The organism is Streptomyces erythrochromogenes (assembly GCF_040684695.1).
Lineage (GTDB): Bacteria > Actinomycetota > Actinomycetes > Streptomycetales > Streptomycetaceae > Streptomyces > Streptomyces erythrochromogenes_C.
Window position 1 is genome coordinate 286,769 of record NZ_JBFBGM010000003.1, and the last position, 23,067, is coordinate 309,835.

The window sequence follows — 23,067 nt, forward strand, 5'->3', positions numbered from 1 at the left end:
GCGGGCGCGGCGGCCATCAGAGGGCGGGCGGAACGGCCGGGTGGGACTGGGTCGCGCAGTGGATGCCGCCGCCGCCGGCGGCGATGTTGTCGATGTTGACCTGGACGACCTGCCGGTCGGGGTAGGCGGCCCGGAGGATGTCGTACGCCAGGCCGTCGGCGGGGCCGTCGCCGAACTGCGGTGCGATGACCGCGTCGTTCGCGGTGTAGTAGTTGGTGTAGCTGGACAGGAAGTCGGGCCCCTTGCCGCGGATGCGGGCGCGGTCGGGTCCGGGGAGCTCGGTGACGGCGAGGCGGCGGCCGCGGGCGTCGGTGGCGCCCTCCAGGATCCGCTTGGTCTCCTCGTAGACGGCGACCCACTTGCGGTCCGCGCCCACCCCCGGCCTGTCCAGGATGACGCGCCCCGGGGCGGTGAACCGGGCCAGGCAGTCGATGTGGCAGTCGGTGATGTCCTGGCCCGCGAGGCCCGGCACCCAGACGACCTTGTCGATCCCGAGGGCGGCCTTGACCGCCTCCTCGACCCGGTCCTGGCTCATGCCCGGGTTGCGGTTGGGGTTCACCAGCGAACTGACCGTGGCCAGGAGGGTTCCCTCGCCGTCGGTCTCCAGCGAGCCGCCCTCGCCCACGAACCCGGCCCGGATCCGCCGCACCCCGTACTCGTCGAGGAGGATGCCGGCGGCCGCCGCGTCGTTGGCGAACGGCTGGGCGTAGGAGGTGCCGGTCTTGCCCCAGCCGTTGAAGTTGGTGTCCACGCCGGCGATCGCGCCCGGCCCCACGACGAAGGTGGGGCCGAAGTCGCGGATCCACAGGTCGTCGTTGGCGATCTCGATGACGTCGATGGCGTACCGGGCGCCGCGGCCGCAGCGGTACCGGGCGTCGGCGGCCTGGCCGGGGCGGGCCAGCATCACGACCGGCTCGAAGCGCGATATCTCGTGCGCGACGTCGGCGATGTCGCCGCGCACCGCGTCGAGCCGGTCCGCCCACACCGCCGTGAGAGCGGGCCAGGCCATGTAGGTACGGAGGTGGCGCTCGCTCTCCTCGGGCATCCGCAGGGTCGCGGAGCCGGGGGCGGGGGCGGGAGCGGCGTGCGCGGTGGGGAGGGCCGAGCCGAGGGCGGCGAGCGGCAGGGCCGCCGCCCCGAACTGGAGCAGTCGGCGGCGGGTGGTGCGGGACGTGTCCATGGGTCCTCCTGAGGGGGAAGAGGCGGGATGACTCGGCATCCTTGCGTCAACTGAAAATTCAGTCAAGTAAGGACGGGCGTGTGCCGGGCGCTCAGCTCCGCCGGTACTGGTCCGCGACGATCGTGACGGAGCCGTCGGGGGCCGCCTCGACCAGGCGGACGATCGCGATCTCACCGCGGTCCGGGCTGCGCACGCAGAACGGCCGCGCCTTGGCGAGCGCGCCGAAGGGCAGGGCGGCGGCCGGCCGGGTCTCGATGCCGCGCACGCAGTCGGCCACCGTCAGCTCACCGGTCTCGGCCACGAAGGCGTCCGAGTCCTCGGACGGCAGGAACGCCCGGCCGTCGCGCGCCAGGTACCAGGTGGCCGTCTCCGCCGCGACGACCTTCCCGGCCTTCAGGTCGAACTCGTAGCCGGAGTCGGGGGCGGTGAGCTCGGCCCGGGCATAGCCGGGCACGTACCCGGAGGCCGCGGCGGCGGGGGCGGACGGGGAGGCCGCGGACGGGCCGGTCGGGGCGGACGTGACGGACGGGGCGGACGGGGCGGTGGAGCCCCCGTCCGGGCCCGCCCCGTCCCCCGCGGGGCCGTCCAGGTAGTACACGGCTCCGGCGCAGGCCAGCAGGGTCACGGCCGCCGCCGCGACGGCCGTCGGCAGGCGCCGCCGCCCGCGCCCCGGCGCACGACGACCGGGACCGGGCCCGCGGGGCAGAGCGGCCGGGTCGGCAGGTGTCGCCGGGGCGGCCGGAACGGGCGGCTGCGGGGCGGCCTGCGCGGGGCCCGGCGCGGCCGTGTCCGCGCGCGTCGGCAGGTGCGGCCCGCCGTCGGCCCGGGCCGCGGGGGCCGGCCTCGTCGCCAGGGCGTGGACCGGGGCGGGCGGCGGCGCGCCGTCGGCCCGGCCGCCGACCTCGTCCCGGACCGGACCGGGCAGCCACCCGTCGGTGAACTCCGGCCGCGGCCCCACCTCGGGGTGCGCGTGCACGGACGCGATCAGCTCGACGGTCGTGGGGCGGTCCTGCGGGCGCTTGGCCAGGCACCACGAGATCAGGTCGTGCAGCTCGGGGGGTACGCGGGTGAGGTCGGGGCGCTCGTGGACGACCCGGTACAGCGCACCGGACTCGGGCCCGTTCCCGAAGGGCGGCACGCCGCCCGCCACGTACCCGGCGAGCGCCCCGAGCGCGAAGACGTCGGTGGCGGGCGCCACCTGGTGGCCCAGCGCCTGCTCGGGGGCCATGAAGGCGGCCGTGCCGATCCGCAGCCCCGTGCCGGTGAGCGCGGCGGCGTCGGCCGCCCTCGCGATTCCGAAGTCGATCACCCGCGGCCCGTCCCCGGCGACCAGCACGTTGGCGGGCTTGAGGTCGCGGTGGACCACGCCGGCCCGGTGGATGGCCTGGAGCGCCTCGGCGATGCCCGCGACGAGCAGCAGTACGGTGCGCGTCGGCAGCGGCCCGTGCCGTCGTACCACCTCGTGCAGCGACGGGCCGGGCACGTAGGCGGTGGCGAGCCACGGGGTGCGGTGGTCGACTCCGGAGTCCACCACCTGGGCCGTGAAGAGGCCGTGGATCCGGCGCGCGCTGGCCACCTCCTGCGCGAACCGCTCCCGGAACTCGGGGTCCGCGGCGAACTCCCTGCGGACGGCCTTCAGCGCGATGGGACGGCCGCCGGGCGTGTACGCCAGGTAGACCACCCCCATCCCGCCGGAGCCGAGGCGGGCGTGGAGGCGGTAGCCACCGATCTCGTACGGGTCGTCGGCGGCCAGCGCCGCGGGGGCGGGCTGCGCGCCGGGATGGTGCTCGGACATGCGGTTGCTCTTTCAACGATGCGGCAATGACCTGCGCGCATCGTGCCGCTAACTAAAGTTTCAGTCAATGTGTGACAATGCGAGACGCACTCGGCCAGGAGGGAACACACAGTGACCGACCGAAGAACAGAGATCCTCACCGGCGCCGCGCGCGTCATCGCACGTCAGGGCGTCCGGGGGCTGCGCGTGGCGGATCTGGCGGCGGAGGCCGGCGTGTCCACCGCCCTGATCTACTACCACTTCAAGGACCGCGCCGGCATCCTGCGCCACGCCCTGGCGTTCATCGGCGACCGGGCGGACCGCTACACCGCCGAGGGGGAGGACGCGGACCCGGACGCCACCCCCGCCGGGCCCCGGCAGCTGCTGGAGCGGACCCTGCTGCTGGAGTTCCAGGACCTGCCCGAGGTGCGCGAGAACAGCACGGCCTGGGGCGAGCTGCGGGCCCACTCCGTCTTCGACCCCGAGCTGCGGGAGGACCTCGCCGCCGCGGGCGCCGCCTGGGCGGCCGAGGTCGCGGGGCACCTCGCCGAGCTGTGCCCGACGGCTCCGCCGGGCGCCGTCGCAGCGGCCGCGGAGCGGCTGACGGCCCTGCTGGAGGGACTGAGCGTGCGCTGGCTCAGCGGCCTGCTCCCCCTCCGGCACGCCCGCGGCCTGGTGCGCGAGGCGATCGGGGTGGAAGCGGACCGCCTGGCTTCCCGCCCTCCCCACTCCCCCGCCCTTCTCCACCCGTCTCGAATTGACTGAAATTCCAGTCAGTGCCACAGTGGCGACACGAGGCCGCATCACTTCACCGTGCAGAGCGGCCGTTCGCGGTGCGGAGCGCGCACCCTTGTCCGTAGGGCCCGTTTTGTCGGCCTACGTGACACTCGCGCCCGCCCTGGCCGGATGCACCCCTTCCGCCAGCCCACGATCGGAGTTCCCCGTGTCCTTCCTTCCCCCCACCCGCCGGACCGTCCTTCGCACCCTCGCCGGAATCGGCGCGATCGTCGCGGGCGCCTCGGCCTGCGGCCCCTCGGCGGCCGGAGTGCAGCCAGAGGCCACGAAGGGATCCGCCCCCGCGGCCGACGGACGCCGCCTCGGCGCCGAGTGGGAGAGCCACACCCGCACCTTCATGGCCTGGCCGGCCCTGGCCGCCGGGGTGTGGGAGCAGGACCTGCGCTACGTGCGCGAGGACATCGCGCGGATCGCCCGCGCCGTCGGGAAGTACGAGGCCGTCGTCATGATGGCCCGCCCCGACCAGGTGGCCGCGGCCCAGCGGGCCTGCGGCAACGACGTGGAGGTCATCCCGCTCGCGGTGGACGACCTGTGGGCCCGCGACACCGTCCCCGTCTTCGTGGAGGAGGGCGGCAAGGTCGTCGGCGTCGACTTCAACTTCAACGGCTGGGGCAACAAGCAGGAGCACAAGAACGACGGGGCGGTCGCCCGGGCGGTGCTCCAGAAGTACGGCATCCCCCGGGTGCAGGCCCCGCTGGTCGCCGAGGGCGGCTCCTTCGAGACGGACGGCGAGGGCACCCTGCTCGTCACCGAGAGCTCGATCGTCAACGACAACCGCAACCGGGGCAAGAACCGGGACGTGATCGAGGCGGAGCTCAAGCAGACCCTGGGTGTCCAGAAGGTCGTCTGGCTGGCCGGCGTCCGCGGCGAGGACATCACCGACGCCCACGTGGACAGCCTCGTGCGCTTCGTCGCGCCCGGTGTCGTCCTGCTGGACCGGGCGCACCCCAGCACCCCGGCCGACTCCTGGTCACGCTCCGCCGACCAGGCGAAGTCCGTCCTGTCGAAGGCCACGGACGCCCGCGGGCGGCGCTTCGAGGTCATCGACCTGCCGCAGCCCGATCTGAACAGGATCACGGGCGAGGGCGACGACTTCGTGTCGACCTACGCCAACTTCTACATCGCGAACGACGCCGTCTTCATTCCGAAGTTCGGCGACCGCAAGGCCGACGACCGGGCCCGCGCCATCCTCCAGGAGCACTTCCCCCAGCGGGACATCGTGCCCGTCGCCATCGACACGATCGCCTCGGGCGGCGGCGGCATCCACTGCTCGACACACGACCAGCCGGGAAAGCCCGCCGCCTGAGCGGGCCCCGTCCGGGCGCTACGGTGGCGGCATGGAACAGCGCATCAGCCTGGTCACCCTCGGGGTCGCGGACCTCGCCCGCGCCAAGAGCTTCTACACGGCGCTCGGCTGGCGCGGCACCGAGGTCGAGGAGACGGTCTTCCATCAGGCGGGCGGCCTGGCCCTGGTCCTGTGGGACCGCCGGAAGCTGGCCGCGGACTGCGGCCTCCCGGACGCCCCGGCGCCCGGCTTCGGCGGCATCGCGCTGGCCCACAACGTGCGCACCGACGCCGAGGTGGACGCCGTCCTCGACGCGGCCGCCGCGGCCGGCGGGACCGTCACCCGGCCGGCCGCCGTCAATGCGATCGGCTTCTACTCGGGCGTCTTCACCGACCCCGACGGCCATGCCTGGGAGATCGCCCACAACCCCGGATTCACCCTGACCGAGGACGGCTCCCTGGTCCTGCCCGACTTCGGCGGGTAGGACCAGGGGCACGCGAGGACACGCACGTACGCGCCCCGGGGCAACACCCGCCCCGGGGCGCGTCCTTGTGCCGGGCGCGGGCACGGCACGGGCACGGCACGGGCACGGCACGGGCACGGCACGGGCACGGCACGGGCACGGCACGGGCACGACCCGCGTCCGGGCCCGGCATCCATCGGCCGCCACGCCAGGGCGAGTTGAGGCGATTGCCCGACTCGTCCCTGTGTTGACCCTGCGGGCTTCCTTAAGGGAACTTGAAGAACCCCTCCTGGGGGACTTTTTCGCTGGTCACCGGCCTAGGCTCAGCCGGACTCCCCTCCTCCCCTTCTCTTGCGAGGTGTTACCGGCATGAGCCGCAGCCGAACTCCCGAAACGCAGACCCGCGTCGAGGCCCGACGGAAGAAGACGGTGCGCACCCGCATCGTGCTGTCCGTCACCACGGCCGCCGCGGTGGTGGCGGTGGGGGTCGCGGTGGCCGACTCCGGCGATGACGCGCGTACCGACCGGCGCACCGACGCCGCCGGCACGTCCTCCGGGGCGGCGACCCCCACCCCGGACGCCGCCTCGCCCACCACCGACGCCGCGGCCCCGGCGAGCCCCAGCGCGTCCGCGACGCCCGAGGCCTCCGCCTCGGCGTCCGCCACGCCCACGGCCCCGGCGGCGACGGAGAACGACGCCGAGACCAAGTCGGAGTCCTCCCCCGCCGCCAAGCCCCCGCGCAAGCCCGCCACCACCACCGGCGGCGGCTCGGGCAGCACGGGCGGCTCCGGCGGGGGCGGCGGGGGCGGCAGCACGGGCGGGGGCGGGGGCACCGTCAACGGGGACGCCGAGTCCGCCGTGCTCGCCCTGGTCAACAAGGAGCGGGCGGCCGCCGGATGCGGCGCCCTGACCTCCAACCCGAAGCTGAGCGCCGCCGCCCGCGGGTACAGCGACACCATGGCCCGCGCCGGCGTCATGTCGCACACCGGACCGGACGGGTCCACCATGACCAGCCGGGTGGAGGCCGCCGGCTACAAGTGGTCGAACCTGGGCGAGAACATAGCCCGCGGGCAGGCCGACGCGGACGCCGTCATGAAGGCGTGGATGAACAGCTCCGGCCACCGGGCCAACATCCTCAACTGCGCCTTCAAGGAGATCGGCATAGGCGTCCACAAGGGCGACGGCGGCCCGTGGTGGACGCAGAACTTCGGCGCCCCGAGGTAACCCACCCGCGTACGACGGCTCTACGGGGCGAAAGCCCCCAGGCGCCCATGGACCACCCTGAACCATCCTGAACCACCCCCCACAGCCACGTCCTCCCACCCGTACGCGGGTGGGAGGACGTCGGCGTTCCCCACACCCGCCCCTCCGGGGCACGGCCGGCCGCCGTTTCGGGGGGAGCCGGTGACAGACCGGCCGGAACGTCGGACACTATGGGGCCGTGCCCCGAACTCCGCGCTACCTGCTCATATGGCTGTCGTGCACGGCCGCCAGCGTGACCGCCGTGCTCGCGACGGTCCAGTTCGTGGTCGGCTCGACCCGGCATACGCCCCCGGTCGCACGGTCCGCCCCGACGGTCATCGACACGCCTCCCGCCTGGCAGGCGGGCAGCCCGCCCGCGGACACGCCGTCCCCGTCCGCGTCCGCCAGCCCCTCCCCCACGGCGTCGCAGAGCCCCTCCCCCACCACGGCCGCCCCCACGCCCGTCAAGGCCACCTCGGGCGCGCCCCGGACCCCCGCACCCAGGAAGGTCGACTGCGAGGAGGGCGGGGCGGGCCTGTACACCGTCCCCGCGCAGGGCGGGAAGGTGACGGTGCGGTACGGGAGCCGGGGCGTGTGCCTGATCTCGGCGGTCCCCAGCCGCGGGTTCAAGACGTCCACCTCGCAGACCTCGGACAGCACCCTGACGGTCACCTTCACGAGCTCCGACCACAAGTCGGTCGTCACGGCGACGATCGATCCGAGCGCGAAGGCCAGCGTCCGCGAATCGTCCTTCTGAGTCCCGCTCGGCCGCCTCGTCCCTTTTCGCGGGGATCAACACCCTGTGTCCGCCCGTGGACCGGGTTCCGGCGAAGCGGAAGGTGAGCTCTTCCTTAGGGCAAGCTCAAGATCGCGCCGAGGCGGTTCCGCGGGCCCGGCACGGACCTATGCTCGCGTCAGCCGAGCGGCCGTCGGCGCCGGGGAACGACACCCCGGCGCAGTGTCGGGCCGCCGGTTTCACCGAGCCGGGAGGCGCTTCGCCCCTCCCGCAGTCCGAACCGTGCCTTGGGGTGTCTTCGCCATGAGTTCTCGCATGCTCCGACCCGTCCGCGCCGACCGCCGTACGACGTCGCCCCGCTCCGCAGCGCCCCTGGGACGGCGGCTGCCGCTGGTCGCCGCGGCCGTCGTCGCGGCGGGCCTGACCGCCGCCTGCGGCCCGTCCTCCGAGCCTGCCGGCTCGGCCGCAGCGGCCCCGGCAGGCCAGTCCTCGCAGGCCTTCCCCTCCGAGTCGCCGTCCGCGACGGCCTCCGCCGAGGCGTCCCCGACCGCGTCGGCCTCGCCGTCCGCGTCCGCCTCCGCCCCGGCCTCCTCCTCGCCGACCCCCTCGCGGGCGCAGACCGGTTCCGCCCCGACCGGCGGCGGCTCCGCCAAGCCGGCCCGTACGTCCGCCGCACCGGCGCCCGCCAAGGTGCCCGGACCCGGCTACGACAGCTCCGCCGACGCGCAGAAGCAGATCGACGCGGCGCTGCGCGCGGCCAAGTCCGACGGCCGGATGGTCCTGCTCGACTTCGGCGCGAACTGGTGCGGCAACTGCAAGGCCGCCGACAAGGTGTTCGCCCAGTCGCAGACCGCCGGGATCCTCGGGGCCTCGTACCACCTGGTCAAGGTGGACATCGGCGGCAACAGCTCCGCCAATTCCGCGCTCCTGCGCAAGTACAGCCCCTCGGGCGGCACCTACACGATGCCCGTCCTGGTGGTCGTCTCGCCGTCCGGCACGGTGCGCACGGACACCCACGTCACGGGCAACCCGTCACTGACGGCGGAGGGCATCAACGCCTTCCTGCGCAAGTGGGCGGCATGAGAAGACCGGTAGGGGCCTCCGTCCTCGTCCCGGCCGCCACCGGACTCGCGGTGGCGGGCCTGCTGGCCGTCGCCGGCCTCTGGACGGACGACGGCGCCGGTGCCGGTGCCGGGGCAGGTGCCGGCACCGGCGCCGGCCGGCCGAACGCGATCGCCGCCGCGGCCGGGGCGACCGTCATGGACCCCGGGACCCGGCAGGAGGCGCCCGCCCTGGCAGGCGCCGACCTGGACGGCAGGCAGGTCGCGCTCGGCGACTTCCGGGGCGAGGTCGTCGTCCTGAACGCCTGGGGCTCCTGGTGCGGCCCCTGCCGCGCGGAGGCGGACGACCTGGAGCGGCTCAGCCGGGAGACCCGGGGCGACGGGGTCCGCTTCCTCGGGATCAACACCCGGGACCGCGACCGGGCCGCCGCCCGGTCCTTCGTCCGCGCCCACGACCTGACCTTCCCCAGCCTCCACGACCCCGAGGGCGAACTCCTCCTCCGCTTCCCGCCCTCCCTCGTCAACCCGCAGGCGATCCCCTCGACGCTCGTGATCGACCGCCGCGGGCGCGTCGCCGCCGCCATCGGGGGCGCCGTCACCGACGAGCAGCTGCGGCCCCTGCTCGCACGCGTCCTGCAGGAGCAGTCGTGACGGCCGGCGCGCAGTGGACGCTCGCCCTCGCGGACGCCCCCTCCCTCGTCAACGGAACCCTCGCGATCGCGGCGCCCGTGGCGTTCGTCGCGGGGCTCGTCTCCTTCCTCTCCCCGTGCGTGCTGCCCCTCGTACCGGGTTACCTCAGCTACGTGACCAGCCTGTCGGTCGCCGACCTGGCGGACGCGCGCGGCGGGCGCCGCAGCCGGATGGCGGCGGGGGCGCTGCTGTTCGTCCTGGGTTTCACGGCGGTCCTCGTCTCGGGCGGGGCCCTGTTCGGCTACTTCGGCAGGAGCCTGCTGGCGCACCAGGAGACGGTCACCCAGGTGCTCGGCGTCCTCACCGTGCTCATGGGGCTGTCCTTCATGGGACTCCTGCCGGGCTTCACCCAGCGCGAGCTGCGCAGCCACCGGCGTCCCGCGCTGGGGCTCGCCGGGGCCCCCGCCCTCGGGGCGGTGTTCGCGGTCGGCTGGACGCCGTGCATCGGCCCGACGCTGGCCGCCGTGCAGGCGCTCGCCTGGACCGAGGCGAGTGCGGTCCGCGGGGCCCTGCTGATGGCCGCCTACTGTCTGGGGCTGGGGTTGCCGTTCATCCTGGCCGCGCTCGCCTTCCGCCGGGCGCTGGGTGCCTTCGGGCTGGTCAAGCGCCACTACCCGTGGGTCCTGCGGACCGGCGGGGGGATGCTCGTCCTCGTCGGGGCGCTGCTGGCCACCGGGGTGTGGAACGACATCGTCTACAGCATGCAGCTGTGGAGCGCGAACTTCACCACGGCCCTCTAGCTCCCGACCGGTCCGACCCGCTCCGACCCGGTCCACCCGACCCGGTCCACCCGATCCGATCCACTTCACGCAACGCAACGCAGAGGCTCAGATGAACGTTTCCACGCAGGTGCGGCACTCCCGCACGGTCCGCGTCGCGGCCGCCCTCCTCTCCCTGGCCGCGGTGTCGGCCTGCGGCGGACAGCCCGCAGCGGACGCCGCCGACGCCGCCGCGCCCACGACGCGCTTCTCCGAGAACGGGGTCAGCGTCACGCTGTCCGTCGCCGACTGGAAGGCCTCGGAAGGCACCCTCACCGCCGTCTTCACACCGGAGAAGAAGGGCTTCCACCTCTACAGCACCGAGCTGCCGGCCACCGGCATAGAAGGGGTCGGCCGGCCGACCGCCGTGACGGTCACCGGAGCGCTGAAGGCGAAGGGCGGCCTGAAGGCGGCGGCGGACGTACGGTCGATCAGCGTGCCCGGGGTCGACGCGCAGGTCCCCGTCTACCCCGACGGCCCGGTCACCACGACCCTGCCCGTCCGCGCCGACGGGAACGGGGACGCGACGGTGCTGGTCGGCTACGCGAGCTGCAGCACGCAGGACGGCTGCACCATTCCGGTGTCCGACCGCCCCGTACGGCTGCGCATCACCGGTGACGGCCCGACCTTCGAGGCTTCCTGACGGGGGGCCTCCGGCGGGGACCGGCGGGGAACGGACCCGGCGCACGTCCGGTTCGGGCGGCTTCGTATGATCCTGGTGGGTTCGCGGCGCTCCCGCCCGCCCCTCCGTTCGCCGCCGGGCGGGCACGCGCCCGCCCGCCCTGCCCCGAAGACGGCATCCCCCCTTGAGCACCGACCAGATCACCCGCGAGCCCGATCAGCAGCACGCGCGCCCGCGGCCGTCCGCGGCCGCGCGCGGCCGGATACCGGCGCGCCTCGTGGGACGCGCTCCCGCTCCGGCGCCGGGTACCGTCCTGCACAGCGTCAGCGGGGCCACCGCCGTCATGCTGGTCCTGGTGGCCATCGGCGCCGCCCTCCACGAACCCGTCCTCATCCCCCCGCTGGCCGCCTCCGCGGCGCTCGTGCACAGCGTGCCCGGCCTGCCGCTGGCCCAGCCCCGCAGCGTGATCGGCGGCCACCTGCTCTGCGCCGCCGTCGGATACGCGGGGCTCACCGCCTTCGGCAGCTCGCCGTGGGTGGCGGCCGTCGCGGCGGGGATCTCCCTCGCCGTGATGACCCTGGCCCGTACCCCTCACTCCCCCGCCTGCGCCACCGCCGTCGTCATCGTCCTGCGGGCGCCGGACCCGCGTACCTTCGTCCCCCTGCTGGCCGGGGCGACCCTGCTCATCGTCCTCGCCGGCTGCGCCCTCTCGCGCACCCGCCGCACCGGAACCCGCTACCCGCAGTACTGGTGGTGAGCTCCGGCGGCCCTGCCCCTAAGGTGTCCGCATGCCGAGCGTCCTGGTCGTGGAAGACGACCCCAGCATCCGCCAGTCACTGATCGAGGTCCTGTCGGAACACGGGTATGCCGTGCGCAGCGCCGCCGACGGTTTCAGTGCCCTGCGCGAGGTCACGCAGACGCCGGTCGACGCCGTGGTCCTCGACCTGGGGCTGCCGGACCTGGACGGAGGGGACGCCCTGCGCATGATCCGGGGCATATCCTCCGTACCCGTCCTGGTGGCCACCGCCCGGGACGACGAGTCGGAGATCATCAAGATCCTCAACGCGGGCGCGGACGACTACCTGGTCAAGCCCTTCTCCGGGGGGCAGCTCGTCGCGCGCCTGTCAGCCGTGCTGCGCCGCACCAGCCACGTCCCGCCCGCCGGCGCCGCGGGCGCACCCGTCGCGGCGGCGGCCGAACCACTGCGGGCCTGCGTCGTGGGCGAGCTGGCGGTGGACCCGGGCGCGCGCACCGCGTACCTGGCGGGGCGGGAGCTGCGCCTCACCCGCCGCGAGTTCGACCTGCTGGCCTTCCTCGCCCACCACTCGGGGCAGGTCGTCTCCAAACGCCGTCTGCTGACCGAGGTCTGGCGGGAGCCGTACGTGGACGACCAGACGGTCGACGTGCACCTGTCGTCCCTGCGGCGCAAGCTCGGCGAACGCGCGGCGGCCCCGCGCTACCTGCTGACCGTCCGCGGCGTGGGCATCAAGCTGGTGGCCCCGCGGTGAGGCGCTCACTGGCCGGTGTGGCCCTCGCCGTGACCTCCATGGTCGCCCTCTCCTTCCTCATACCGCTCGCCGCGCTGGTGATGTCGCTGGTCAAGGAGCAGGGCGTCAACGCCGCCGAGCAGCGCGCCGCCGCCCTGGCGCCCGTCCTGACGCTGACGACGGACCCGAACGCGCTGCGGGAGTCCGCGGCGAGCCTGGACGCGGCCGACTACCTGGTGGTGCACCTGCCGGGCTCCGGGCCCCTCGGCACCTCCAAGGCCCCGGCGGCGCTGCTCGAACGGGCCCAGCAGGGACGCGAGTCCATCTCCCAGGAGATCCCCGACGGCTGGATCTGCCTCCAGCCGGTGGTGCTCCCGGGCGACCAGGTGGCCGTCATCGAGAACTTCGTCCCCGAAGCGGAACTCACCCGCGGCGTCAAGGAATCGTGGGCGGTCATGCTCTTCCTCGCGGTGGGGCTGGTCGGCGGTTCCGTCCTGGTCGCCGACCGCCTGGGCGCGAAGGTCGTCCGGTCCTCGAAGCGGCTGTCGCAGGCGTCCCACGCGCTGGGCCAGGGCGACCTGGACACCCGCGTGGACCCCATGGGCCCCAAGGAACTGCGGGACGCCGGCATCGCCTTCAACGCGATGGCCCACCGGATGACCGAGCTGCTCGCCGTCGAACGCGAACTCGTCGCGGACCTGTCCCACCGGCTGCGGACGCCGCTGACCGCCCTGCACCTCGCGTCGGAGCGGATGGCCGGCACACCGGAGTCGGCCAGGGTCGAGGCGGCGGTCGGCGAGCTGGAGACGGAGCTGCAGGCCATCATCGCCGCGGCGCGCACCCCTCTCGCCGTGGGCCCCATGGGCCAGGGCCTGCTCGGTGCGGAACCGGCCGCGGGCCACGTCGCGGCGGGTGCGGGGGCGTCCGGTCCGCGCTGCGAGGCGGCCGAGGTCGTGAGCCGCCGCACCGCCTTCTGGACGGTCCTGGCGGAACAGCAGAACCGGTCCTGCACCCTCGACCTGACCCAGGAACCGACGGCCGTGAGCCTCTCCGACGACGACATCGCCGCCGTGGTGGACGCGCTGATCGGCAACATCTTCCGGCACACCGCGCCGGGGACCCCGTTCGGCGTCCAGGTCGTGCGCACCGCCCAGGCCGTGGAACTGGTCGTGGAGGACGGCGGCCCCGGCATCCCCGAACCGGACCGGGCCCTGTCCCGCGGGAGCAGCACCGGCTCCACCGGGCTGGGCCTCGACATCGCGCAGCGGGCGGCGACCGCCACGGGCGGCTCCATGCGCATCACCCGCGGCCCGCTGGGCGGCGCGCACATCACCGTGACGTTCGCGCTGGCCCCGTCGGCCCCGTCCGGCCGCAGGCCGCGCCGCCCCCGTACGTCCCGCCGCCGCCCGGCCTGGGCACGCGGCCGGTAGCCCGCGGCGCTCCGGCGGACGCCCGCCGGAGGGCGGCGGTCACTGGCCCTGCGCGGCCTTGGCGGCGGCCTTGAGCTTGCGCCAGACCGTGCCGAGGGCCTCCAGGTCCTCCGGGTCGAGGAGGTCGGTGAAGACCGGCGCCAGCGCCTCGCGCCGGGTGGCGTCGGCCGCGGCGAAGACGGCGCGTCCGGCCGGTGTGAGCGAGACCTCCACGGAGCGTGCGTCGCGCGCCGACGGCGTACGGGTCACCAGGCCCCGGCCCTGCAGGGCGTCCACGACCCGGGAGACCTGGCTGCGGCTGAGCAGGGTGCTGTTCCCGAGGACGGACGCGGGCACCGGCTCGGGGCTGGAGGCCAGCCACAGCATGACCTCGAACCAGGACACGGGCAGGTCGTGCGCCTTGACCAGGGCTTTGTCCACGCGGTCCGTCATCGTCGTGCCGGCCCAGACCAGCCCGTAGAAGGCGTAGTCGGCCGCCGGCATCTCGGCTTCTGTGAGCTTCTTCGGCATGTCGCACAGTCTAGAGGTTGCGTGTGCACGCACATAACTTTAAAGTGTGTGTGCACGCACATAAATCCGATCTTCCAGAGGTACGCCATGTCCACGCTCCCCACCGCCCCCGCCGCGACCACCGCCGACGCCTCCCTCCGCACCGTCCTGATCACCGGCACCTCCTCCGGGATCGGCCTGGCCGCCGCCGTGGCCGCCGCCCGCGCCGGGTGGCGCACGGTGGCCACGCTGCGCGACACCGGCCGGGCCGACGCCCTGCGCGAGGCCGCCGCCGAGGCGGGGGTGGAGATCGACATCCGCCGCCTCGACGTCGTCGACGAGGAGTCCGTCACCGCCGCCGTGGAGGGTGTGATCGCCGACTACGGCCGGCTGGACGCCGTCGTGAACAACGCCGGCGCCGGACACCTCGGCACCCTGGAGCTGGAGTCCGTGGCCGACGTCCGCGAGGTCATGGAGGTCAACTTCTTCGGCGTGCTGAACGTCTCCAAGGCCGCGCTCCCCCACCTCCGGGCCACCGGCGGCCGCCTGATCACCGTCACGAGCGTCGGCGGCGTCATCGGCCAGCCCTTCAACGAGGCCTACTGCGCCGCGAAGTTCGCGGTGGAGGGGTACATGGAGAGCCTGGCGCCCGTCGCGAGCACCCTCGGCGTGAGCGTGTCCGTCATCGAGCCGGGCGCGGTGGCGACCGAGTTCGTCAACAACATCGGGCTGGACCTCGGGGCCCGGATCGCCGCGGCCGGACCGTACGCCGACGCGCTGCGCACCTACATCGACCGCACGGTCAGCCAGTTCACGGAGGGCTCCGCCCAGACCCCGGCCGGCGCGGCCGAGGCCGTCATGGAGGCGCTGACCGCCGACCGTCCCGCCTTCCGCATCCAGACCTCCGAGTGGGCGCGCGACTTCACCGCGACCAAGCTGACGGACCAGGACGGCTCGGCCGTGCTCGGCATGACGGGCACCTGGGTGGGCTGACCCGGCTTCGCAGGCCCCGGCCGGAGCGGGCCGGGGCCGGGAGCGGGCCGGGGCCGGGTCCGGGTCCGGGGCGGCCGACCTGCGCGCAGCACGCCGCGGGGGCAGCATGGGAGTGAGCCGGGCGGGGACCCGCCGGGCCTGCGGACCGCCGCGCCGCGGCGCGTCCCCGTCGGGAGGTGACCCGCGCCCATGGACGAATCACGCAAGGCCTGGATCGCGATCGGCATCGTCGTCACCGTCATCCTCCTGAACCTCGCGGCCATCATCCTCATGAACACGGTCGGCCTGTGACCGCCTGACGGCGCCCGACCGAGGTTCCGGTCCGCCCCCGGCTCCCGGGGGCGGACCTTTCGCATGCCCCCGCCGGCATCCCGTGCCGCCATTTCTGACATTTCCTCAACTCTCCTGATCTGACGCGCAGTTCGGTCTCCGCCAGGGCGAAGCAGCGGTGCGCGGACCCTTGCCGCAGCGACCCGGTTCGCGAATGATGCTCCGGGCGTGTCGGTCGACGGTGGCCGTCATCGGCCCGCCACCCTCGAACCCGTCCGGCCAGGAGGCCAGTTGTGCCAGTTGTGCGGACCAACCGTCGCATCCGCAGATCCCTCGCCGTCGTGGGCGCCGCCCTCGCGCTCGTCGTCGGCGTCCCCCAGGTGGCCTTCGCGGCTCCGCCCCCGGCGCTGCCCGGCCAGGCCGAGGCGATCGAGCTGACCTTCCAGCCCGCCTACGACTACGACACCGACGGCTGCTACCCGACACCCGCCATCGGGCCGACCGGGGTCCTGAACGGCGGGCTCAAGCCCACCGGGGCCCTCGACGGCAACTGCCGGGACGCCTCGGACCTCGCCAACACCAACGGCTACTCGCGCTGGAAGTGCAACAACGGCTGGTGCGCCGTGGTCTACGCGCTCTACTTCGAGAAGGACCAGGCCATCCCCGGCATCAGCCTCGGCGGCCACCGCCACGACTGGGAACACGTGGTGGTGTGGATCCAGAACAACGAGGCGAAGTACGTCGCCACCTCCGCGCACGGCGACTTCGTGATCCACGCCCGCGACCGGATCCGCTGGGACGGCACCCACCCCAAGATCGTCTACCACAAGGACGGGGTGGGCACGCACTGCTTCCGCGCCGCGAACACCAATGACGAGCCGCCGGAGAACCACCGCGGCACCTGGCAGTACCCGACGCTCGTCGGCTGGTCGGGCTACCCGGCGACGCTCCGCGACAAGCTCAGCCAGGCCGACTTCGGCAGTGCGCACTTCGGCCTGAAGGACGGCTCCTTCACGTCCCACCTGGCGGAGGCCAAACCGGCGGGCATCCCCTTCGACCCGTACCTGTAGCCGGCGGCCGCCGGGCCGCCTACCGGCGGACCCGGACACCGATCCGCCCGCGCGCGGTCCGCCCTGCCCCGTCGGGGCAGGGCGGGCCGCCGTATGATCGGGGACGCGTCGGCCCCGGCCGTCACCCCCGGACGAGACAGGCGAGGACGTGCACGTGCACAGGACCGTCACCGAACTCGCGGACGGCCGCGAGCTCATCTACTACGACAGCAAGCCCGGCCGGGACCGCGGGGCCGCCGACCGGCGCCCGCCGGACCGGGTCGAGAGCACCCCGGAACTCCGCCGGGACCCGGCCACCGGCGACTGGGTCACCATCGCCGCCCACCGGCAGTCCCGCACCTACCACCCGCCGGCGGACGCCTGCCCCCTGTGCCCGTCCCGCGACGGCCGGCAGAGCGAGATCCCGGCCGCCGACTACGAGGTGGCCGTCTTCGAGAACCGCTTCCCGTCCCTCGCCGGCGAGGCGGGCCGCTGCGAGGTGGTGTGCTTCACGCCCGAGCACGACGCCGGCTTCGCCGACCTCACGCCCGAGCGGGCCCGGCTGGTCCTGGACGCCTGGACCGACCGCACCGCCGAACTGTCCGCCCGCCCCGGCGTGCGGCAGGTGTACTGCTTCGAGAACCGCGGCGCGGAGATCGGCGTCACGCTGGCTCATCCGCACGGCCAGATCTACGCCTTCTCCACCACCACCCCGCGCACCGCCAAGCACCTCGCCGCCGCGTCCGCGCACCGCGCCCGCACCGGGCGCAACCTCTTCGAGGACATCCTCGCCGAGGCCCGCGCGGCGACCGAACGCGTGGTCCTGGCCGGAGAGCACTGGACGGCCTTCGTCCCCTACGCCGCGCGCTGGCCCTACGAGGTCCACCTCCACCCGCACCGCAGGGTCCCCGATCTGACCCGGCTCGACGAGGCCGAGCGCGCCGAGTTCCCCGGCCTGTACCTGGACCTGCTGCGCCGCTTCGACCGGCTCTTCGGACTGGCCGCGCCCACCCCCTACATCGCGGCCTGGCACCAGGCCCCGCTCACCGGGGGCGAGGAACTCGCCCTGCACCTGGAGCTGTTCACCGTCCGGCGGACCGCCGACAAGCTCAAGTACACGGCGGGGACCGAAGCCGGCATGGACGCCTTCATGAACGACGTGGCGCCCGAGGCGGCGGCGCGGCGGCTGCGGGAGGTCCTGTGACCGGGAGCGGGGCCGACACCTCTGCACGAGCAGCCTCCGTACACCGGGAGTTCGAGCGGATCCACGGCCACGCCCCGGAAGGGGTGTGGGCCGCCCCGGGCCGGGTCAACCTCATCGGCGAGCACACCGACTACAACGACGGCTTCGCCCTCCCGATGGCGCTGCCGCAGACCACGGTGCTGGCGGCCCGCCGCCGCGAGGACGGGCTGCTGCGCCTGCACAGCGCCCAGGGCGACGGCCGGATCACCGAACTCGCGGTGGCGGACCTCGTCCCCGGGGCGGTCGGCGGCTGGGCCCGCTACCCCGCCGGGGTGGTCTGGGCGCTGCGGGAGCGCGGTCTGCCCGTGGGCGGCGCCGACGTGCACCTGGACAGCACCGTGCCCACGGGCGCCGGACTGTCCTCCTCCGCGGCGCTCGAGTGCGCCGTGGCCGTCGCCTGCGACGAGCTCTACGCGCTGCGGCTCCCCCGGCCCGAGCTGGCGCGCGTGGCGCAGTTCGCCGAGAACGCCTTCGCCGGTGTGCCGTGCGGGGTCATGGACCAGATGGCCTCGGTGTGCTGTGCCGAGGGCAGCGCCCTGCACCTCGACAGCCGCAGCCTCGACGTCCGGCAGGTCCCCTTCGACCTCTCCGGGCACGGTCTGCGCCTGCTGGTGCTCGACACCCGCGTCGCGCACGACCTCGCCGACGGGGCGTACGCGGCCCTGCGCGCGGGGTGCGAGCGGGCCGCGGGGCTGCTGGGCCTGCCCGCCCTGCGCGACCTCTCCGAGGCGGAACTGCCGGGAGCCCTCGCGGAGCTGCCCGGCACGCTCGCGCCGCTGGTCCGGCACGTGGTCACCGAGAACGCCCGGGTCGGGCGGGCCGTCGACCGGCTGACGGCGGGCGAGCCGGAGGCGCTGGGGCCCCTGCTGACGGCCGGACACGCCTCCCTGCGGGACGACTACCGCGTCTCCTGCCCGGAGACCGACCTCGCGGTGGAGGCGGCCGTCGGCGCGGGCGCCCTGGGCGCCCGGATGACGGGCGGCGGCTTCGGCGGCTCGGTGATCGCGCTGGTCCCGGCCGCGGCGGCCGAGCCGGTGGCCGGAGCCGTGACGGCGGCGTTCGCGGCGGCGGGCTTCGCGGCCCCGGCCGTGCTGGAGGCCCTGCCGTCGGCGGGAGCCCGCCGCGTCGGCTGACCGTCCACCGACGTCGCAGGGGAGGCGATCGCCGCGGGGCGCGGGCTCCGACGCGCCTTTAGGATCTTCGACATGCCGACACGACTTGTACAGATCAACATGAAGGCCCAGGACGACTCCGCGCTCGGGCGGTTCTGGGCGGAGGCCCTCGGGTGGGGTGTCGACAGCGAGGGGCCCGGGGTGACGAACCTCGAACCCGTGGGCTTCGCGTACCCCGATCCCTCGGCCGTCTGCATCGACCTCATCGCCCGTCCGGAGCCCAAGACGGTGAAGAACCGGGTACACATCGACCTGGCCACCACCTCGGCGGCCCATCAGGCGGAACTGGTCGCGCGCCTGCGGGACTTGGGTGCGACGCTCGCCGACATCGGTCAGGGCGACGTCCCCTGGACGGTCATGGCCGACCCGGAGGGCAACGAGTTCTGCGTCCTGGAGCCCCGTCCGCTCTACCGGGACACCGGTCCCATCGCCGCGGTGGTGGTCGACTGCGCCGATCCGCGGGCGATGGCCCGGTTCTGGGACGAGGCGATGGACTGGAAGCTGCACGAGGTCGGCGACGACCAGGCGAGCATGCGGTCCTCCCAGGGTGTCGGCCCCTACCTGGAGTTCGTCCGCACGCCCGACACCAAGACCGTGTGGAACCGCGTCCACCTCGACATCAGCCCCTACCGCGGTGACGACCCGGCGGCGGAGGCGGCGCGCCTGCGCGCCCTGGGCGCCACCGATCCCGGTATCGACCAGTCCGGGATCTCCTGGTCGATCCTGGCCGACCCGGAGGGCAACGAGTTCTGCCTGCTCAGCCCGCGCTGAGCAGGGGTGCCGGGCCGCCCTCCGTCCAGTCCGGGGGGAGGGCTGCGAGGGCGTCGCCGACGGCGGCGCCCCGCAGGAAGGCCGCACCGTGGCCCGCGGTGACGCGGGCGCAGGTGCCCGTGCCGTCCCAGGTGACGGGGACCAGCCGGGTCAGTCCGGGGGCGGGCCGCACGGGACCCGTCACGGGTACGCGCGGCAGCGGGTCGAGGGCCCGGCCGCAGAGGCCCGCGAGGAGCGGGCCGAGCAGGGTGTGGGCGGCGACCAGGGCCGCGTACGGGTTGCCGGGCAGCCCCACCACCCAGCGGCCGGAGGGGAGTTCGGCGAGCAGCATAGGGTGGCCGGGGCGGCAGGCGACCGTGTCGACCACCATCCGGGCCCCGGCTCCGGCGAGCAGCCGGCGCAGCCGGTCGGTGGCGCCGGCGGAGGTGGAGCCGGTGACCGCCACGACCTCGGTGTCCCGCGCGCCGTGCACGGCCGCGTCCAGTGCACCCGGCCGGTCGCCGACGTGGCGGACCCCGCGGCTCTCGCCGCCCAGTGCGGCGACCAGGGCGGGCAGGGCGGGGCCGAGGGCGTCGCGCACCCGTCCCGGACCGGGCGGGCCCGCGTGGTCCAGTTCGTCTCCGGTGACCAGGACCCGGACCCGGGGCGCGGGCCGGACCGGCAGGGCGTCGTGGCCGCAGGACGCGGCGAGCCCGAGCAGCGCCGGGCCGATCCGGGTGCCCGCCGGGACGAGACCGCTGCCGGCCGGGGCGTCCTCGCCCGCCCGTCGGATGTGCCGGCCGGGCGGCGGCACGGGTCCGGCGACCAGGCCGTCGGCGCCGGACAGGGCCGATTCCACTGGGAGTACGGCGTGCGCTCCCGCCGGAACCTGCGCTCCGGTGGAGATCTCCGCGCACTCCCCCGCGCCGAGCGCGCCTTCCCACACCGTGCCCGCCCGGACGGTACCGCGGATCCGCCAGGGGCCGGTGCCCGCCACCGCGTAGCCGTCCATGGCGGCCGTGTCGAACGAGGGCAGCGGTTGCGGGGTGCGCAGGGTCTCGGCCAGCGTGAGCCCGACGGCGGCCGCGAGCGGCACCGTCCGGGAGGGCGACGGGCGCGGCGCCGCGTGGGCGAGGGTCCGGGCCAGCTCCCAGGGCGGTTCGCGGTGCGGTTCGCGGTGCCGTACGGGTACGGGCGGGGTGGGCGTGACGGTGGTCGCGGTCGCGGTTGCGGCAGGCATGGGACGACTGTCGGCGCGCGGCGTTTCGGGGCGCCTCCGGGCCGGTTGCGGCGGCGCACCGAACCGCTCACGGGAAGGGTGCCACCCGTGTGAGCCGCCCCGCGTCAGGCCTCCAGCAGGGACTGGGCCACGTACGCACCGGGACGGATGCCGCCGGGGACGGCGAACACCGCGGACGCCTCGTGCACGAGGTAGCGGGAGAGGGCGTCGCCCCGGGCGAGCCGCTGCTGGACGGGTACGAATCCGGTGCGCGGGTCGGGCTGCCAGGCGGTGAAGAGGAGCCCGGCGTCCGGGGTGCCGTCGGCGCGGTGGCCGTCGTGGTAGGACCAGCTGCGGCGGACCATGGAGGCGCCATTGTTGGAGGCGGGGGCCGCCAGCCTGATGTGGGCGTTGGTGGCGATCACCGGAACGCCGTCGGGGCGGGCGGCTGCGAGGTCGGCGGGTGCGCGTTCGCCGCCGCCGGTCAGCGGGGCGCCGTCGGAGGTGCGCCGACCGAGGGCCTGCTCGCGGTGGGCGGGCGGGAGGGCGTCCCAGTGGTCGAGGAGCATCCGGATGCGCCGGATCACGACGTACGAGCCTCCGGCGAGCCACGCCGGCGCGTCCGGCGCGGACACCAGGGCGCGGGCGGGATCCGGGTTGTTGGTGCCGTCGACCTGGCCCATCAGGTTGCGTCGCCCGTCGGCCGCGGTGAACCCGGTCATGGCCCACCGCAGCCGGGCCTCGCCGCGGGCCAGGCGTTGGAGGGTGCGCAGGACGTGCGTGGTGACGAAGGCGTCGTCGGCGCCGATCTGCACCAGCAGGTCGCCTCCGCCGCGGGCCGGGTCCAGCTGGTCCTCGGGGAAGGCGGGCAGCGGGGCGAGGGCTTCGGGGCGGGCGGCGGTCAGGCCGGTGCGGTCGAAGAAGGCCGGGCCGAGGCCGAAGGTGAGGGTGAGCCGGGCCGGTCCGGTGTCGGCGAGGGCCCCGGTGTCGGCGGCCCGGGAGCCGGGCGGTTCCAGGGCGGCGGGTACGGGCTCGCCGCGGGTGAGGTGCTCCGCGGCGGTCGTCCAGCGCAGCAGGAGGGCGGCGGCCCGGCCCCGGTCGGTGCGGGTCCCGAGGTCGAAGGCGGCCAGTCGGACGTGGTGCTGGCGGGGGGTCAGGATGCCGGCCTGCTGGGGGCCGTGGAAGGGAACGGCGGGGGCGGCGGCCGCCTCGCCGCGGCCCCGGCGGACTGCGGCGGCGGCCGCGCCTCCCGCGGCGAGCGCGGCGAGGCCACCGGTGCCGAGCAGCGTCCGCCGGGTGAGCCGGCGCCCCGGTCCCGGGGGGTCCTGCGGGACGGCCGGAGCGCGGTCAGTTCCCGGCACCGGGGGCTCCGCCGGCGCCGTCGACGGTGGCGTCCACGGTGCCGACCCACAGCTGGTTCAGCTCGGAGACGTAGCGGCCGCCCTTGGTGTCCTGCGGGACCACGAGGCGCGGCCCGGCGGCGTCGTCGAAGGGCTTGCCGTCCTCGGAGACGGCCAGCAGGACCTGGGACTTGGCGAAGCCCGGATCGAGCTCGGCCCAGGCGAAGACCGCCCGGTAGTCGCCTCCGCCGGTCGCCGCGACGATGCCGCGCAGCTGGCCGTTCTTCTTCGACGCGTCGAAGCGCGGCTGGGCGTCCTTGAGCACGTCGTGCAGCAGGACCCCCTGGTAGGTGTGCTTCTGCTGCCCCTTGGCGCTGGTGTACTCGACCTCCACCGAGGTCTGCGGGAGGCCTCGCAGGGAGGCGAGGGTCACCGTGGACGGCTTGTCGACCTGGCCCGCGATGCGCACCTCGCCGGGCTTCAGGGCGGGGGCCGGGGCGGGGGAGGTCGCGGCCGAGGAGCCCGTGCCCGCGACGGGCGCCGACTGCGCCGGTGCGGCCTTGGCGTCCTCGGGAGTGCTGTCGCCGCAGCCGGCGAGCACCAGGACCGCGGCTGCGACGCCGGCGAGGGCGGGGAGCGGGGTGCGACGGTTCACGGCGGAACTCCTCTCTCGGCGGGCCGTGACGCGGGGTGGCGGCGGATGCGCGAGTCGGTCCGCGCCACCGCTCCTGCACCCTGAGAGGACCCGATCAGGTGGCAAATGCAGGGAGAAAGATATCGAACAAATCGAATCTGCCAGGGCTTCCTGAAAGATTCTGGGGAACCTCCAGTTCGGGCACGCGGCGCGTCGGAGGAATGCACACTCCAACCGGCATGTGCGAGCCATATCCCGTGAATGGCTCGCGTCTGCAGACGAATGTGGCGCTTTCACCTCTTGGATGATTCACTGTGGTCACGCAGGCCACTCCGGTCTGCTTCCGTGTCTCGATCCAGTCGCCCCGGCGGGGCTCCCCTGGTTG

Annotated in this window: 23 protein-coding genes; 17 read left to right on the forward strand and 6 right to left on the reverse strand. The window is 74.8% G+C overall.

Annotation, left to right across the window (positions count from 1 at the left end):
• Positions 1–16: 16 nt before the first annotated feature.
• Positions 17–1,180: an agmatine deiminase family protein gene (locus AB0O53_RS08520; protein WP_365194046.1), complete on the reverse strand. Its 1,164-nt coding sequence runs from the start codon at positions 1,178–1,180 to the stop codon at positions 17–19.
• Positions 1,181–1,271: 91 nt separating this feature from the next.
• Positions 1,272–2,975 carry a serine/threonine-protein kinase gene (locus tag AB0O53_RS08525; protein ID WP_365194048.1) on the reverse strand — a complete coding sequence of 568 codons (1,704 nt, stop codon included), beginning with the start codon at positions 2,973–2,975 and terminating at the stop codon, positions 1,272–1,274.
• A gap of 111 nt (positions 2,976–3,086) precedes the next feature.
• Between AB0O53_RS08525 and AB0O53_RS08530 the strand changes: the two genes are divergently transcribed.
• The 12 genes from AB0O53_RS08530 to AB0O53_RS08585 all read left to right on the forward strand — a co-directional run bounded on the left by AB0O53_RS08530 (position 3,087) and on the right by AB0O53_RS08585 (position 13,523).
• Positions 3,087–3,719 carry a TetR/AcrR family transcriptional regulator gene (locus AB0O53_RS08530; protein ID WP_365194051.1) on the forward strand — a complete coding sequence of 211 codons (633 nt, stop codon included), beginning with the start codon at positions 3,087–3,089 and terminating at the stop codon, positions 3,717–3,719.
• Between the two features lie 178 nt (positions 3,720–3,897).
• Positions 3,898–5,055 (forward strand): agmatine deiminase family protein, encoded by a 1,158-nt coding sequence (locus AB0O53_RS08535; protein ID WP_350990974.1) that lies wholly within the window; start codon positions 3,898–3,900, stop codon positions 5,053–5,055.
• Positions 5,056–5,086: 31 nt separating this feature from the next.
• Positions 5,087–5,518 carry a VOC family protein gene (locus AB0O53_RS08540; RefSeq protein WP_350990972.1) on the forward strand — a complete coding sequence of 144 codons (432 nt, stop codon included), beginning with the start codon at positions 5,087–5,089 and terminating at the stop codon, positions 5,516–5,518.
• A gap of 348 nt (positions 5,519–5,866) precedes the next feature.
• Positions 5,867–6,721 carry a CAP domain-containing protein gene (locus tag AB0O53_RS08545; protein ID WP_365194055.1) on the forward strand — a complete coding sequence of 285 codons (855 nt, stop codon included), beginning with the start codon at positions 5,867–5,869 and terminating at the stop codon, positions 6,719–6,721.
• Positions 6,722–6,938: 217 nt separating this feature from the next.
• The gene (locus AB0O53_RS08550) at positions 6,939–7,496 is read left to right on the forward strand and encodes a hypothetical protein (RefSeq protein WP_240804141.1); all 558 of its coding nucleotides are present in this window, start codon (positions 6,939–6,941) and stop codon (positions 7,494–7,496) included.
• Positions 7,497–7,790: 294 nt separating this feature from the next.
• Complete coding sequence (locus AB0O53_RS08555) at positions 7,791–8,558, forward strand: thioredoxin family protein (RefSeq protein ID WP_365194059.1); 768 nt, start codon at positions 7,791–7,793, stop codon at positions 8,556–8,558.
• A complete protein-coding gene (locus tag AB0O53_RS08560; RefSeq protein WP_365194062.1) occupies positions 8,555–9,187 on the forward strand; it encodes a TlpA family protein disulfide reductase in 633 nt (210 codons plus the stop codon). The genes AB0O53_RS08555 and AB0O53_RS08560 overlap by 4 nt, the downstream gene beginning before the upstream one ends.
• The gene (locus AB0O53_RS08565) at positions 9,184–9,966 is read left to right on the forward strand and encodes a cytochrome c biogenesis CcdA family protein (protein ID WP_365194065.1); all 783 of its coding nucleotides are present in this window, start codon (positions 9,184–9,186) and stop codon (positions 9,964–9,966) included. Before AB0O53_RS08560 ends, AB0O53_RS08565 begins: the two co-directional genes overlap by 4 nt.
• A 91-nt stretch (positions 9,967–10,057) precedes the next feature.
• Positions 10,058–10,627 carry a hypothetical protein gene (locus AB0O53_RS08570; RefSeq protein ID WP_365194067.1) on the forward strand — a complete coding sequence of 190 codons (570 nt, stop codon included), beginning with the start codon at positions 10,058–10,060 and terminating at the stop codon, positions 10,625–10,627.
• Between the two features lie 163 nt (positions 10,628–10,790).
• A complete protein-coding gene (locus AB0O53_RS08575) occupies positions 10,791–11,363 on the forward strand; it encodes an HPP family protein (protein WP_365194070.1) in 573 nt (190 codons plus the stop codon).
• Positions 11,364–11,394: 31 nt separating this feature from the next.
• Positions 11,395–12,114: a response regulator transcription factor gene (locus tag AB0O53_RS08580; protein ID WP_365194072.1), complete on the forward strand. Its 720-nt coding sequence runs from the start codon at positions 11,395–11,397 to the stop codon at positions 12,112–12,114.
• Positions 12,111–13,523, forward strand: a complete 1,413-nt coding sequence (locus AB0O53_RS08585) for a HAMP domain-containing sensor histidine kinase (protein ID WP_350990956.1) — start codon at positions 12,111–12,113, stop codon at positions 13,521–13,523. Before AB0O53_RS08580 ends, AB0O53_RS08585 begins: the two co-directional genes overlap by 4 nt.
• Before the next feature lie 39 nt (positions 13,524–13,562).
• On the opposite strand, the gene AB0O53_RS08590 is transcribed toward AB0O53_RS08585, so the two are convergent.
• Entirely contained in the window at positions 13,563–14,033 is a 471-nt protein-coding gene (locus AB0O53_RS08590; protein WP_350990954.1) for a MarR family winged helix-turn-helix transcriptional regulator, read from the reverse strand.
• Positions 14,034–14,120: 87 nt separating this feature from the next.
• On the opposite strand from AB0O53_RS08590, the gene AB0O53_RS08595 reads away from it, so the two are divergent.
• The 5 genes from AB0O53_RS08595 (at position 14,121) to AB0O53_RS08615 (ending at position 19,510) form a co-directional block, all read left to right on the forward strand.
• The gene (locus AB0O53_RS08595; RefSeq protein ID WP_350990952.1) at positions 14,121–15,005 is read left to right on the forward strand and encodes an SDR family oxidoreductase; all 885 of its coding nucleotides are present in this window, start codon (positions 14,121–14,123) and stop codon (positions 15,003–15,005) included.
• Positions 15,006–15,577: 572 nt separating this feature from the next.
• Entirely contained in the window at positions 15,578–16,345 is a 768-nt protein-coding gene (locus AB0O53_RS08600) for an NPP1 family protein (RefSeq protein WP_365194189.1), read from the forward strand.
• A 154-nt stretch (positions 16,346–16,499) separates the two neighbouring features.
• A complete protein-coding gene (gene galT / locus AB0O53_RS08605; protein WP_365194076.1) occupies positions 16,500–17,528 on the forward strand; it encodes a galactose-1-phosphate uridylyltransferase in 1,029 nt (342 codons plus the stop codon).
• A complete protein-coding gene (gene galK / locus AB0O53_RS08610) occupies positions 17,525–18,700 on the forward strand; it encodes a galactokinase (protein WP_365194079.1) in 1,176 nt (391 codons plus the stop codon). Before galT ends, galK begins: the two co-directional genes overlap by 4 nt.
• A 72-nt stretch (positions 18,701–18,772) precedes the next feature.
• Positions 18,773–19,510, forward strand: a complete 738-nt coding sequence (locus AB0O53_RS08615; RefSeq protein WP_365194082.1) for a VOC family protein — start codon at positions 18,773–18,775, stop codon at positions 19,508–19,510.
• Here AB0O53_RS08615 and AB0O53_RS08620 read toward each other — a convergent pair.
• The 3 genes from AB0O53_RS08620 to AB0O53_RS08630 all read right to left on the reverse strand — a co-directional run bounded on the left by AB0O53_RS08620 (position 19,497) and on the right by AB0O53_RS08630 (position 22,703).
• The gene (locus AB0O53_RS08620; protein ID WP_365194085.1) at positions 19,497–20,729 is read right to left on the reverse strand and encodes a molybdopterin molybdotransferase MoeA; all 1,233 of its coding nucleotides are present in this window, start codon (positions 20,727–20,729) and stop codon (positions 19,497–19,499) included. The two genes, AB0O53_RS08615 and AB0O53_RS08620, sit on opposite strands and share 14 nt — an antisense overlap.
• A 104-nt stretch (positions 20,730–20,833) precedes the next feature.
• Positions 20,834–22,069 (reverse strand): Dyp-type peroxidase, encoded by a 1,236-nt coding sequence (locus tag AB0O53_RS08625; RefSeq protein WP_365194088.1) that lies wholly within the window; start codon positions 22,067–22,069, stop codon positions 20,834–20,836.
• On the reverse strand, positions 22,056–22,703 hold the full coding sequence (locus AB0O53_RS08630) for a molybdopterin-dependent oxidoreductase (protein ID WP_350990940.1): 648 nt from the start codon (positions 22,701–22,703) through the stop codon (positions 22,056–22,058). The genes AB0O53_RS08625 and AB0O53_RS08630 overlap by 14 nt, the downstream gene beginning before the upstream one ends.
• Positions 22,704–23,067: the final 364 nt, after the last annotated feature.